This window comes from Mycolicibacterium gilvum, from assembly GCF_900454025.1.
GTDB lineage: Bacteria > Actinomycetota > Actinomycetes > Mycobacteriales > Mycobacteriaceae > Mycobacterium > Mycobacterium gilvum.
In genome coordinates, this window is the sequence record NZ_UGQM01000001.1 from 5,627,346 (window position 1) to 5,640,775 (window position 13,430).

General features: G+C 67.7%; 13 protein-coding genes. 11 read left to right on the forward strand and 2 right to left on the reverse strand.

The window, feature by feature from the left end:
* Window positions 1-231: 231 nt before the first annotated feature.
* Genes DYE23_RS26535 through wzm form a run of 4 tightly spaced genes read left to right on the forward strand, consistent with a single transcriptional unit; the run spans window position 232 to window position 3,317 of the window.
* Complete coding sequence (locus DYE23_RS26535) at window positions 232-753, forward strand: bacterial proteasome activator family protein (protein ID WP_011892085.1); 522 nt, start codon at window positions 232-234, stop codon at window positions 751-753.
* Between the two features lie 7 nt (window positions 754-760).
* A complete protein-coding gene (wzt, locus tag DYE23_RS26540) occupies window positions 761-1,579 on the forward strand; it encodes a galactan export ABC transporter ATP-binding subunit Wzt/RfbE (RefSeq protein ID WP_115328593.1) in 819 nt (272 codons plus the stop codon).
* The gene (gene glfT1 / locus DYE23_RS26545; protein ID WP_115328594.1) at window positions 1,576-2,490 is read left to right on the forward strand and encodes a galactofuranosyltransferase GlfT1; all 915 of its coding nucleotides are present in this window, start codon (window positions 1,576-1,578) and stop codon (window positions 2,488-2,490) included. The genes wzt and glfT1 overlap by 4 nt, the downstream gene beginning before the upstream one ends.
* The gene (wzm, locus tag DYE23_RS26550) at window positions 2,487-3,317 is read left to right on the forward strand and encodes a galactan export ABC transporter permease subunit Wzm/RfbD (protein WP_011892082.1); all 831 of its coding nucleotides are present in this window, start codon (window positions 2,487-2,489) and stop codon (window positions 3,315-3,317) included. Before glfT1 ends, wzm begins: the two co-directional genes overlap by 4 nt.
* 3 nt (window positions 3,318-3,320) lie before the next feature.
* Here wzm and DYE23_RS26555 read toward each other — a convergent pair whose 3' ends face one another.
* Window positions 3,321-3,764, reverse strand: a complete 444-nt coding sequence (locus tag DYE23_RS26555; RefSeq protein ID WP_011892081.1) for a pyridoxamine 5'-phosphate oxidase family protein — start codon at window positions 3,762-3,764, stop codon at window positions 3,321-3,323.
* A 113-nt stretch (window positions 3,765-3,877) separates the two neighbouring features.
* Here DYE23_RS26555 and DYE23_RS26560 point away from each other — a divergent pair, with 113 nt between their 5' ends.
* Complete coding sequence (locus tag DYE23_RS26560) at window positions 3,878-5,206, forward strand: IS701 family transposase (RefSeq protein WP_435404778.1); 1,329 nt, start codon at window positions 3,878-3,880, stop codon at window positions 5,204-5,206.
* Window positions 5,207-5,340: 134 nt separating this feature from the next.
* Here the strand turns inward: DYE23_RS26560 and DYE23_RS26565 are convergent, their stop codons facing one another.
* The gene (locus DYE23_RS26565) at window positions 5,341-5,802 is read right to left on the reverse strand and encodes a carboxymuconolactone decarboxylase family protein (protein WP_115328595.1); all 462 of its coding nucleotides are present in this window, start codon (window positions 5,800-5,802) and stop codon (window positions 5,341-5,343) included.
* A gap of 50 nt (window positions 5,803-5,852) precedes the next feature.
* Here DYE23_RS26565 and pdxR point away from each other — a divergent pair, with 50 nt between their 5' ends.
* The 6 genes from pdxR (at window position 5,853) to DYE23_RS26595 (ending at window position 13,429) form a co-directional block, all read left to right on the forward strand.
* Window positions 5,853-7,274, forward strand: a complete 1,422-nt coding sequence (gene pdxR / locus DYE23_RS26570) for a MocR-like pyridoxine biosynthesis transcription factor PdxR (protein WP_115328596.1) — start codon at window positions 5,853-5,855, stop codon at window positions 7,272-7,274.
* 107 nt (window positions 7,275-7,381) lie between these two features.
* Window positions 7,382-8,941, forward strand: a complete 1,560-nt coding sequence (locus DYE23_RS26575; RefSeq protein ID WP_115328597.1) for an HNH endonuclease signature motif containing protein — start codon at window positions 7,382-7,384, stop codon at window positions 8,939-8,941.
* Between the two features lie 32 nt (window positions 8,942-8,973).
* Complete coding sequence (locus DYE23_RS26580) at window positions 8,974-9,369, forward strand: GtrA family protein (RefSeq protein WP_115329116.1); 396 nt, start codon at window positions 8,974-8,976, stop codon at window positions 9,367-9,369.
* A gap of 32 nt (window positions 9,370-9,401) precedes the next feature.
* On the forward strand, window positions 9,402-10,784 hold the full coding sequence (dprE1, locus tag DYE23_RS26585) for a decaprenylphosphoryl-beta-D-ribose oxidase (RefSeq protein WP_013473041.1): 1,383 nt from the start codon (window positions 9,402-9,404) through the stop codon (window positions 10,782-10,784).
* The gene (dprE2, locus tag DYE23_RS26590; protein ID WP_115328598.1) at window positions 10,785-11,567 is read left to right on the forward strand and encodes a decaprenylphospho-beta-D-erythro-pentofuranosid-2-ulose 2-reductase; all 783 of its coding nucleotides are present in this window, start codon (window positions 10,785-10,787) and stop codon (window positions 11,565-11,567) included.
* Window positions 11,567-13,429: a galactan 5-O-arabinofuranosyltransferase gene (locus DYE23_RS26595; protein ID WP_115328599.1), complete on the forward strand. Its 1,863-nt coding sequence runs from the start codon at window positions 11,567-11,569 to the stop codon at window positions 13,427-13,429. Before dprE2 ends, DYE23_RS26595 begins: the two co-directional genes overlap by 1 nt.
* Window position 13,430 lies beyond the last annotated feature (1 nt).

Below are 13,430 nucleotides of genomic sequence, written 5' to 3' on the forward strand. Positions count from 1 at the left end.
AGTCGAGCCGCCCGACAGCGCGGGGTGTCAGCTGAGCGACCGTTGCTGGCGTGGGCCGCGGCAATTTTCCTGCGAATTTTCGCGTTTGCCACAACTGCGTCACCGCGGAACGCTCTGCCCACCGGGCCCGAGCACCGGTGACGCGCATCTCACCCTCGCGGGGCCCCGACACGGTTCGGATCACGGAGCCCGGACGCAACGGGACAGAAAAGCTGGGGCACTCTTAGGGACATGGCTACAAATTCCGATGACGACAACATCGAGATCATCGGCAGTGACGACGTCGCAGGCGACATGGACGTCGAGCGCGACGCCGACGGCAAGTCGCTGACCGATCTCGTCGAGCAGCCGGCCAAGGTGATGCGGATCGGCACGATGATCAAGCAGCTGTTGGAGGAGGTGCGCGCGGCCCCCCTCGACGAGGCGAGCCGCGGTCGCTTGCGCGACATCCACCGCACCAGCATCTCCGAGCTCGAGGAGGGCCTGGCCCCCGAGCTTCGCGAGGAGCTGGAACGGCTGACCCTGCCGTTCACCGAGGACAGCGTGCCCTCGGACGCCGAGCTGCGCATCGCTCAGGCCCAGCTCGTCGGCTGGCTGGAAGGGTTGTTCCACGGCATCCAGACCGCGCTGTTCGCCCAGCAGATGGCGGCGCGCCAGCAGCTCGAGCAGATGCGCCAGGGTGCGCTGCCGCCCGGCATGGGGGTGCCCGGCCAACGTGGCCCGTCGCATCCGGGCACCGGCCAGTACCTGTGAGAGCCGCGTGACCAGACCCGACGACGAACCGTTCATCGAGACCCGCAACGCGTGGGTCGAATTCCCGATCTTCGACGCCAAGACGCGCTCGTTGAAGAAGGCATTCCTCGGCAAGGCCGGCGGGGCGATCGGACGCAACGACTCCAACGTCGTCGTCATCGAGGCGCTGCGCGACATCACGCTGTCGCTGAAGATGGGCGACCGCGTCGGCCTGGTCGGGCACAACGGCGCGGGCAAGTCGACGCTGCTGCGCCTGCTGTCGGGCATCTACGAGCCGACCAGGGGTGTCGCCGAGGTCCGCGGACGCGTCGCGCCCGTCTTCGACCTCGGAGTCGGGATGGACCCGGAGATCTCCGGTTTCGAGAACATCCTCATCCGCGGGCTGTTCCTTGGGCAGACGCGCAAGCAGATGCTCGCGAAGGTCGACGAGATCGCCGAGTTCACCGAGCTCGGCGACTATCTGAACATGCCGCTGCGCACGTATTCGACGGGTATGCGGGTGCGCCTGGCGATGGGCGTGGTCACCAGCATCGACCCCGAGATCCTGCTGCTCGACGAAGGTATCGGCGCGGTGGACGCGGAGTTCCTGAAGAAGGCGCAGACGCGGCTGGCAGATCTGGTGGCGCGGTCGGGGATCCTGGTGTTCGCCAGCCATTCCAACGAGTTCCTCGCCCGGCTGTGCGACACCGCGATGTGGATCGACCACGGCACCATCAAGCTGCAGGGTGAGATCGAGGACGTCGTGCGCGCGTACGAGGGCGAGGACGCCGCGCGGCATGTGCGCGAGGTACTCGAGGAGAACAAGCGGGAAAACCGGTCCGCATGACGGAGACCATAGTCGCCGTCGTCGTCACCCACCGCCGCCCCGACGAGCTCGCGAAGTCTCTGGACGCGGTCTGCGCGCAGAGCCGCCGGCCGGACCACCTGATCGTCGTCGACAACGACCACGACGAGCGCGTGCGCGATCTCGTTGCCGGACAACCGGTTCCGACGACCTACCTAGGCTCGCGCCGAAACCTGGGCGGTGCGGGAGGATTCGCGCTCGGCATGCTGCACGCGCTGAGCCTCGGCGCCGACTGGATCTGGCTCGCCGACGACGACGGTCGGCCGCAGAACTCCGAGGTGCTCACGACGCTGCTGGACTGCGCCGAACGGCACGGTCTCGCCGAGGTGTCGCCGATGATCTGCGATCTCGACAATCCCGACAAGCTCGCGTTCCCGCTGCGGCGCGGCCTGTCGTGGCGGCGCTACGTCAGTGAACTCCGCGTCGAGTCCGAACTGCCCGACCTGATGCCGGGGATCTCACATCTGTTCAACGGCGCGCTCTTTCGCGCCGAGACGCTCGAGGCGGTCGGCGTGCCCGACCTGCGACTGTTCTTCCGCGGCGACGAAACCGAGGTGCACCGCCGACTGCTGCGCTCCGGCCTGCCGTTCGGGACCTGCCTGCAGGCGGTCTATCTGCATCCGCAGGGCGGTGACGAGTTCAAGCCGATCCTCGGCGGCAAGATGCACGCCCAGTACCCGGACAACGACACCAAGCGCTACTTCACCTATCGCAACCGCGGCTACCTGCAGGCTCAGCCCGGCATGCGCAAGCTGCTGCTCCAGGAGTGGCTGCGCTACGGCTGGTATTTTCTGATCTCCCGGCGCGACCCCGCGGGCCTGCGTGAATGGATCCGCCTGCGCCGCTTGGGTCGTCGTGAACGATTCTCCCGGGGCGAAAGGCTTCAACGATGACGATCATGGATGCGGCCGCCCGGTCCCGCACGTTCGGGCGGGCGTGGGGCGATCTGGTCGCCGGCTTCGGCAAGCGCGAACTCTGGCTGCACCTGGGGTGGCAGGACATCAAGCAGCGCTACCGCCGCTCGGTGCTCGGACCGTTCTGGATCACCATCGCCACCGGCACCACCGCCGTCGCGATGGGCGGACTGTACTCGATGCTGTTCAAACTCGAACTGTCCGAGCATCTTCCGTACGTGACTCTCGGCCTGATCGTGTGGAATCTGATCAACGCGTCGATCCTCGAAGGTGCCGACGTCTTCGTCGCCAACGAGGGCCTGATCAAACAGCTGCCGACGCCGCTGTCTGTGCACGTCTACCGGCTGGTGTGGCGGCAGATGCTGTTGTTCGCCCACAACATCATCATTTTCGTGATCATCGCGATCATCTATCCGAAGCCGTGGTCGTGGGCCGACCTGTCCGTGATTCCGGCGCTGCTGTTGCTCGCGCTGAACTGCGTCTGGGTGGCACTGTGTTTCGGCATTCTGGCGACCCGCTACCGCGACATCAGCCCTCTGCTGGGCAGCCTTGTGCAGCTGCTGTTCTTCATGACGCCGATCATCTGGAACGAGTCGACGCTGCAGGCCCAGGGCGCGGGCGGGTGGGCCAAGATCGTCGAGCTCAACCCGCTGCTGCATTACCTCGACATCGTGCGTGCGCCGCTGTTGGGCGCCGAGCAGGAGCTGCGGCACTGGGTGGTGGTGCTGGTGCTCACCGTCGTCGGGTGGGGTTTCGCGGCACTGGCGATGCGCCAGTACCGGGCCCGGGTCGCGTACTGGGTCTGACGCTCAGCTCGACAGTCCGGTGACCTCGGGCTCGGGCCCGAACACGAACCGGCGGCCCGTCAGCGTCTGCGGCGTGATGCGCACGAAGCGTTCCTTCTGCGTCGCGATCCACGGGTACAGCCCTCCGCGGCGCGCCTCGGCGATCTCGTTGGAGGTCGCCAGCAGCCGCGCCTTGCCCCGCACGACCACGCTCCAGCCTTCCGCGACGTTGTGGTCGTCGGCCTCGAACACCACGTACTCGTTGAGCGCCGCCGTCAGCAGCTTGGTGCCTTCCGCGGTGCGGAACAGCAGCGTGTTCTTCTGCACGACGAAGTTGACGGGGAAGATCTCGGTCCAGCCGTTGACGGTGGTGACCAGCCGGCCGAGCGACACACTGCCCAGCAGGTCCCAGCTCTCCGACTCGGACAGCTCGGTGACGGGTGCGTCTGATGAGGTCTTTGCGTCCATGAGTTCATGGTCGTCCCGACGCCGGTCGCACCCCTAGTACTACAGCCGTAGATCGTTGCTCGTCGGCGTGTTTGCCTTGCTGGATTGGGTGACCGCGGCATCGTTCGGAGTTTGTGAGAACTAACGATGATGCCGCGGTCGCCGCGGCTTACAGGGTAGACGTTGATCGGTGGCGAAGTGGCTTTGATGAGGTGCTGGATCGGGTCGCGTCACGGTTCGCTCGGTGCGAGCCGCTGCGCAACGCCGGCGCGTTGATGCTCGGGTTGGTCTGTGACATTGACCGTAAGAACTGTTGGACGCTGGCCGAGCGTTGCGGCCACAGCAGCCCGGACCGGATGCAGCATCTGCTGGCGCGGGCGAAGTGGGACGCCGAGGGAGTGCGTGATGATCTTCGCGCCTACGTGGTCGACCACCTCGGCGATGACGAGGCGATCCTGATCGTCGATGAGACTGGAGACGTGAAGAAGGGCACTCATACCGTCGGGACTCAGCGCCAGTACACCGGTACCGCGGGCAGGATCGAAAACGCCCAAGTCGCTGTGTATTTGGCCTATGCGGGGCCCAACAGTCACGCACTGGTGGACCGCGAGCTATACCTGCCGAAGTCGTGGATCGACGACTCGGAACGCCGTCAGTGCGCCGGGGTGCCCACCGATGTCGAGTTCGCCACCAAACCTGCGCTGGCCGAGCGGATGATCACTCGTGCTGTGGCCGCCGGAGTCCCTGCGCGATGGGCCACCGGCGACGAGGTCTACGGCGCCGACCCCGACCTGCGCGCCGCGATCGCCGCCCAGGGGCTGGGCTATGTGCTGGCCGTCGGGTCCAATCGCACCGTCACCACCAGTACGGGCAGCCAGCGAGTAGACGAGCTTGCCCGGTCTCTGCCGCGGCGGGCCTGGCGGCGCGTCAGCGCCGGAACCGGCGCCAAGGGCCAACGCTGGTACTCCTGGACGTTGGTCGAAATCACCGACGCCGAGCCCGGCCACCATCACCTGCTGGTGCGCCGCAACGACAAGACCGCTGAATTGGCCTATTACCGCTGCTACAGCCCCAATCCGGTCACCCTGGCCGACTACGTACGGGTCGCCGGGCGGCGCTGGAAGGTCGAGGAATCGTTTCAAGCCGGCAAGGGCCTGGCCGGGCTCGACGAGCACCAGGTACGGACCTGGACCTCTTGGCACCGCTGGGTCACCCTATCCATGCTTGCCCATGCCTTCCTCGTCGTCACGACCGCCGCTCAACGGCGCAGCGACGAACCCGACGACCAGACCGGCCAGACACTGATCACGTTGACAGTCAATGAATTCCGCAGACTCTTCATCGCCCTGGTATTGCAGCCGCTACACGCGGTTGCCGACGTCCTCGCCTGGTCCACCTGGCGGCGACGACATCAAACGAGAGCCCGCACCTACCATTACCGCAAACAACATCAACAACAATGAACGCTATCTACGGCTGTAGTACTAGGGTCCAAAGGCACTTCTCTGCTCCCGGCGCCTGCTCCCGCCCGCCGAACTTGCATTCCAGCAGGGCCTTACTCGAAGTTCTTCTGCTGGAATGCAATTTCGGCGGCGTTTCAGCGGCGCGGCGGGGGCGTGCGGACCGCGGCGTTGATGCGGTTCCAGGCGTTGATGGTCACGGCCATCGCGATGACCTGACCGAGTTCCCGATCCGAGAAAACCGCCGCCGCGTCCTCGTAGACGTCGTCGGAGACGCCGGCGTGGCCGAGTTCGGTGATCGCCTCGGTCAATGCCAGCGCGGCGCGCTCGGCGTCGTCGAACACACCTGCGGCCTCGGCCCACGCTGAGAGGAGATCGAGCTTCTGCTCGCTGACGCCGATCTTGCGGGCATCGCGGGTGTGCATGTCCAGGCAGAACGCGCACCGGTTCATCTGGGAGGCGCGGATCTTGATGAGTTCACCCAGCGCCGGGTCGACATCCTTGGCCGCTGCCGTGGACAGCACCATCATCGCGTCGTAGAGCTCGGGGGACGCCTTGTAGATCTTCAGGCGGGACCGGGTGGCGAGTATCTGTGTCATGTCGTCGACAGTAGGGCCGCAATGACCCACGATGATGGTTCAATTCGGTGGTGAGTTCGTGGTCCAATTCCGGTTCGCGGGATCTCCACCTGGATCTTCGCGAGGCGCTCCGACCGGGAGCGCGCGGCAATAGGAACGCGTTGGTCGCCGCGTTGCGCGAGGCCGTCCGGTCAGGACGACTGTCTGCGGGTACGACACTGCCGCCCTCGCGGGCGCTGGCCGCCGACCTCGGACTCGCGCGCAACACCGTCGCCGACGCGTATGCAGAACTCGTCGCCGAGGGCTGGCTGGCCTCGCGCCAGGGCGCAGGCACCTGGGTGGTCGACACGGCGCGTGCGTCGTCGCAGCCCCCACCGGTACCACCCCGACCACACGGCGCCCGGGTCGCGCCCGTACACAACCTCATGCCGGGGTCGCCCGACGTCGCCGAGTTCCCCCGCAGTCAGTGGGCAGCATCGGCGCGCAGGGCGCTCACGCATGCCCCCACCGACGCGTTCCGCATGGGAGACCCCCGCGGCCGCCCCGAATTGCGTTCTGCCCTGGCCGAATACCTCGCGCGGGCGCGTGGTGTGCGTACGTCGCCGGAGTCCCTCGTGATCTGCGCCGGCGTCCGGCACGCCGTCGAACTCCTGGCCAGGACGCTGGGAGGACCGGTCGCGGTCGAGGCCTACGGACTGTTCGTCTTCCGGGACGCCATCGCCGCGTGCGGTGTGCAGACGGTGCCGATCGGGGTGGACGACGACGGCGCGGTGATCGCCGACCTCGACGACACCTCTGCCCGATCCGTGCTCCTCACCCCGGCCCACCACAATCCGCTCGGCATGCCCCTGCACCCGTCCCGTCGCGCTGCCGTCATCGAATGGGCCACGCGCACAGGGGGTTACATTCTCGACGACGATTACGACGGCGAGTTCCGCTACGACCGTCAACCCGTGGGAGCCCTGCAGGCGCTGCGGCCCGATCGGGTCGCATACCTCGGCTCGACGAGCAAGAGTCTGTCGCAGGCGCTGCGGCTGGGCTGGATGGCTCTGCCGGCGGAACTCGTCGACCGGGTCGTGGAAACCGCCGGTGGGCAACAGTTTCACGTCGACGTCGTGTCGCAGCTGACCCTCGCCGATTTCCTCACCGCCGGCCATTACGACCGACACATCCGCCGGATGCGCATGCGCTACCGGCGACGCCGCGACATGCTGGTGTCTGCCCTGTCCCCGTTCGCCGTCGGGATCGGCGGCTTGGCGGCCGGGGTCAATCTGCTGGTGACCCTGCCGGACGGCGCCGAGCCCGAACTGATCCGCCGCGCGGGCGAGGCCGGTATCGCGCTGATCGGGTTGTCGATGATGCGGCATCCGCGGGCGGGCTCCGGTGTCGCGGAGCGCGACGGCCTGATCGTCGGGTTCGCCGCGGCACCCGAACACGCTTTTCCTGCAGCGGTTTCCGCACTGTGCGAGGTGCTGCGAGCCAGCGGGCTGTAGCTTCGCGGGACGGCCGATCCGGGGTCGGTTATCCACAAACCCGAATTGATCCACCGCCGGCCAAGATCCGCCTCGACCCGTCACACCCCGCCGGTAGACTCGCACACATGTTCGATAGTTTAGTTCCCGAGCCCGCCGCCCTGGCCGGGCTCTCGGATGCCGAACTCGTCGACGCCGCGGGCGCCGCCGCGCGCGCGGAGAACGCGGTCTGTGCCCGCAAGCTGGCCGTGATGGCCGAACTGTTCACCCGCCGCGTCGACCTGGCCCCCGAAGACCGACTGAACTGGTGGGTCGACCCCGACGCCGCCGTGGCCGCCGAAATCGCCGCCGCAGTCACCATCACCCAGGGCCTGGCCACCCACCAGACCTACCGGGCCGTCGTGCTGCGCGACCGCCTCCCCAAAGTAGGGGCCTTGTTCCTGGCCGGGCTCCTCAGTGAACTGCTGGTCCGGGCCATCATCACCCGCACCGACCTGATCACCTACCCCGAACTCATCGCCGCCGTCGACGCCGACCTGGCCGCCGACATCCTGCGCTGGGGACCACAGTCGGCCAAAAAAACCGAAGCCGCCATCGACCACATCGTCGAACGCCACGACCCCGACGCCGTGCGCCAAAGCCGGGCAGGCGACCTCGACCGGGCCATCGAAATCGGCAACCCCGGCGATGCGCCCGGATACACCACCGTCTGGGCGCGCATGTTCGCCGGCGACGCCGCCGCCGGACAACGCACCCTGACCGCGATGGCCTACAGCGTCTGCGACAACGACCCCCGCACCCTCGACGAACGCCGCAACGACGCCCTCACCGCCCTCTTCCACGGCATCACCACCCTGGCCTGCCGCTGCGGCCACACCGACTGCGACGCCGCCACCAACCCCCGACCCCCACGCGAACTCACCGTCTACGCCCTCACCGACCAAACCACCGCAGACTCCGCGAGTGAAGAACCGCGAGGCGACGCGACCGACGCCGATGCCAGTGCCGGTGACGCGCAGCCCGCGACGCCGACGGCGCCGAAGCCGCGCCACTCCAAGCCCACACTCCTGCCCGGCCGTTCGGGCTACCTGTTCGGGTCCGGGTTCATGCCCGCCCCGCTGTTCGACGCCCTGCTCGACGGTGCCAAGATCCGCGAGATCATCCACCCCGGCCAGGCCGGACCCGAACCCCGCTACACCCCCTCCACCGCGCTGGCCGACTTCATCCGCTGCCGCGATCTGACCTGCCGCTTCCCCGGCTGCGACACACCGGCCACCGAGGCCGACATCGACCACACCGTCGCCCACCCCGTCGGACCCACCCACGCGTCAAACCTCAAATGCCTGTGCCGTTTTCACCACTTGCTGAAAACGTTCTGGACCGGACCCGGCGGCTGGCACGACCGCCAACACCCCGACGGCACCATCACCTGGACCAGCCCGACCGGCCACACCTACATCACCCACCCCGGCAGCCGCCTGCTCTTCCCCACCCTCTGCCGCCCCACCGCCACCCTCTGGACCGGCGACCCACCCCGAAACTCGACCCGCAACAACCGCGGCAGCATGATGCCCCGCCGCACACGCACCCGCGCACAGAACCGCGCCACCTACATCACCGCCGAACGCACACGCAACGCCGCACACCGCACCGACAGCCCCCGCGGCAACGACCCACCGCCGTTCTGACCCCGTAAGCTGCCCGGGTGGCCGAGCCCCCGATGTCGCCGCAGCTGAGTCTGACGACACAGATCTGGCGTTTCCTCATCACCGGCGGACTGTCCGCGATCGTCGACTTCGGGCTGTATGTGGCGCTGCTGGCCGCCGGGCTGCACGTCAACATCGCCAAGACGATCAGCTTCATCGCCGGCACCACCACCGCCTATCTGATCAACCGCAGGTGGACGTTCCAGGCGCCGCCGAGCAAGGCCCGCTTCATCGCGGTCTGCGTGCTCTACGGCCTCACCTACGCCGTGCAGGTCGGGATCAACTACGTCTTCTACATGGAGTTCGACGACAAACCGTGGCGCGTACCGGTCGCGTTCGTGATCGCCCAGGGCACCGCGACAGTCATCAACTTCATCGTCCAGCGCGCGGTGATCTTCCGGCTCCGGTGAGCACCGGGCCGCAAGCGGTACCCTCTGTGACGATGTTGAGCACCGAGTTTCCGACCACCGCCCAGCGGCTGACCGGGTGGGGTCGCACCGCCCCGTCCGTCGCGCAGGTGCTGTCGACGCCGGATCCCGAGGTGATCGTCAAGGCCGTCACCCGCGCCGCCGAGAACCCGGGCCGGGGTGTGCTCGCCCGCGGTCTGGGCCGCTCCTACGGCGACAACGCCCAGAACGGCGGCGGCCTCGTCATCGACATGAGCTCGCTCGACCGCATCCACTCGATGGATGCCGACTCTCGCCTGGTGGACGTCGACGGCGGAGTCAACCTCGACCAGCTGATGCGCGCCGCGCTGCCCCTGGGGCTGTGGGTGCCGGTCCTGCCCGGCACCCGTCAGGTCACCATCGGCGGAGCCATCGCCTGCGACATCCACGGCAAGAACCACCACAGCGCCGGCAGCTTCGGCAACCACGTCCGCTCCATCGATCTGCTCACCGCTGACGGCCAGGTCCGCACCATCACCCCCGACGGCCCCGAGAGCCCCCTGTTCTGGGCCACCGTCGGCGGCAACGGGCTCACCGGCATCATCCTGCGCGCCACCATCGAGATGACGCCCACCGAGACCGCCTATTTCATCGCCGACGGCGACGTCACCACGAGCCTCGACGAGACCATCGCGTTCCACAGCGACGGCACCGAGGACAACTACACCTACTCCAGCGCATGGTTCGACGCGATCAGCCCGCCTCCGAAACTCGGCCGCGCGGCGATCTCCCGCGGATCCCTGGCCACCGTCGACCAGTTGCCCAAGAAGCTGCAGAAGAATCCGCTGAAATTCGATGCCCCGCAACTGCTGACGTTCCCCGACCTCTTCCCCAACGGGCTGGCCAACAAGTACACGTTCGGCCCCATCGGCGAACTCTGGTACCGCAAATCGGGCACCTATCGCGGCAAGGTGCAGAACCTGACGCAGTTCTATCACCCGCTCGACATGTTCGGTGAGTGGAACCGTGCCTACGGCGCCGCCGGGTTCACCCAGTACCAGTTCGTGGTTCCCACCACGGCGGTCGACGAATTCAAGGCCATCATCGTCGACATCCAGCGCTCCGGGTTCTACTCGTTCCTCAACGTGTTCAAACTGTTCGGGCCGGGAAACCAAGCGCCGCTGAGCTTTCCGATCCCCGGATGGAACGTCTGCGTCGACTTCCCGATCACTGCGGGACTCAACGAGTTCCTCAACGTCCTGGACAAGCGGGTGCTCCAATTCGGCGGACGTCTCTACACCGCCAAGGACTCCCGCACCACCGCCGAAACATTCCACGCCATGTATCCCCGCATCGACGAGTGGATCGCCGTGCGCCGCAACGTCGATCCCGACGGGGTGTTCGCCTCTGACATGGCCCGACGCTTGGAGCTTCTGTAAATGGTTCTCGACGCCACCGGTAACCCCCAGGCGATCCTGCTACTGGGCGGCACCTCGGAGATCGCCCTCGCGATCGGCGAGCGCTACCTGCGCAACGCCCGCGCCCGGGTGATCCTGGCCGACCTGCCCGGACACCCCCGCAAGGACGCCGCCATCGCCCAGATGGAGGTTGCCGGCGCCAAATCCGTCGAATGGATCGACTTCGACGCGCTCGACACCGAGAACCACCCGAACGTGATCGACGCGGCCTGGCATGACGGCGACGTCGACGTGGCCGTCGTCGCGTTCGGACTCCTCGGAGACGCCGAAGAGCTCTGGCAGAACCAGCGCAAGGCCGTCCAGATCGCCGGGATCAACTACACCGCAGCGGTGTCGGTCGGCGTGCTGCTCGGCGAGAAGATGCGCGCCCAGGGATCGGGACGCATCATCGCGATGAGCTCCGCGGCCGGAGAGCGGGTCCGCCGCTCCAACTTCGTGTACGGATCCACCAAGGCCGGCCTCGACGGTTTCTACCTCGGTCTCGGAGAAGCATTGCGCGACTACGGTGTTCGCGTCCTGGTGATCCGCCCCGGCCAGGTGCGCACGACCACCACCGTGGAGCACTGGAAGGCGACCGGCGCCAAAGAGGCTCCGTTCACCGTGGACAAGGAAGACGTCGCCGAGCTGGCGGTCACGGCCTCCAACAAGGGCAAGGACCTGATCTGGGCGCCCGGTCCGTTCCGGTTCGTGATGATGGTGCTGCGCCACATCCCGCGGCCCATCTTCCGCAGGCTCCCCATCTGATGCGTGGTGCGCTGGCCACCCTCGGCCAGATGCTGGTCGGCGCGGTGGTGGCCGCCGTGGTCGCGACCGTCAGCCTGATCGCGATCGCGCGCGTCGAATGGCCCGCCTACAACTCGTCGAACCAGCTGCACGCGCTGACCACGGTCGGCCAGGTCGTGTGCCTGCTCGGTCTGCTCGCCGCCGGAATCCTGTGGCGGCGGGGACGACAGACGGTGGCCCGCATCGGCTCCGCGCTGTTCCTGTCGGCGTTCACCGTCGTCACCCTCGCGATGCCGCTCGGCGCGACCAAGCTCTACCTGTTCGGCATCTCCGTCGACCAGCAGTTCCGCACCGAATACCTGACGCGGCTCGCCGACGAGCCCGGCCTGCGCGACATGACCTACATCGGGCTGCCGCCGTTCTACCCGGCCGGCTGGTTCTGGCTCGGCGGCAGGCTCGCCGCGCTGACCGGGACACCGGCCTGGGAGATGTTCAAACCGTGGTCGATCATCTCGATCACCATCGCGATCGTGCTCGCGTTCGTGCTGTGGGCCGCGATGATCCGCTTCGAATACGCCCTCGTCGTCTCGACCGCGACCGCCGCCGCCGCGCTGGCCTACTCCCCCGCCGAGCCGTACGCGGCGATCATCGCGGTGCTGCTGCCGCCGGTGTTCGTGCTGGCCTGGTCGGGGCTCGCGGGACGGGAACGCTCCGGGGGCTGGGCCGCCGTCGTCGGCACCGGCATCTTCCTCGGCGTCGCCGGCCTGTTCTACACCCTGCTGTTCGCCTACGCCGCCTTCACGATCGCGATCATGGCGGTGCTGCTGGCCGCTGCCCGCAGGCACTGGGACCCGCTGCTGCGGGTGGCCGTGATCGCGGTCCTTTCCGGGCTGATCATGCTGCTCACCTGGGGCCCGTATCTGCTCGCCGCACTGCGGGGCACCCCCGCCGAGTCCGGCACCGCCCAGCACTACCTGCCCAAGGACGGCGCCGAGCTGTCCTTCCCGATGCTGCAGTTCACCCTGCTCGGCGCGCTGTGCATGCTCGGCACCGTGTGGCTGGTAGTGCGTGCGCGCTCGTCCACGCGGGCACCAGCGCTGGCCGTCGCGGTGCTCGCCGTGTACGCATGGTCGCTGCTGTCGATGCTGACCACGCTCGTCGGCACCACGCTGCTGTCGTTCCGGCTGCAGCCGACCCTGACGATCCTGCTGGCGGCCGCCGGCGCGTTCGGGTTCCTGGAGGTGGCCCGGATGGCGGCGGCCCGTGTCCAACCGCCCAACGCCCGCCGCGTCGTCGCGGTCGCCACCGCGGTCGGCGCGATCGGCGCCGTCACGTTCGCCCAGGACATCCCCGACGTGCTGCGCTCCGACATCGTCGTCGCCTACACCGACACCGACGGCTACGGCGAACGCGCCGACCGGCGCCCGCCCGGCGCCGAGCAGTACTACCGCGAAGTCGACGCCCGCATCCGGGAAGTCACCGGCCGGCCCCGCAACGAGACCGTCGTGATGACCGCCGACTACAGCTTTCTGTCGTACTACCCCTACTACGGATTTCAGGGTTTGACCTCGCATTATGCGAACCCGCTCGCGGAGTTCGAGCAGCGCGCCGGTGCGATCGAGGGGTGGTCCATGCTGACCGACGCCGACGCGTTCATCGCGGCGCTGGACACCATGGCCTGGGAGCCGCCGTCGGTCTTCCTGATGCGTCGCGGGGCCAACGACACCTACACGCTGCGCCTGGCCGAGGACGTCTACCCGAACCAGCCCAACGTGCGCCGGTACCACGTCTCACTCGACGACGCGCTGTTCGACGATCCGCGCTTCGACGTGTCCACCATCGGGCCGTTCGTGCTGGCCATCCGCAAGCCAATTACCATCTAGC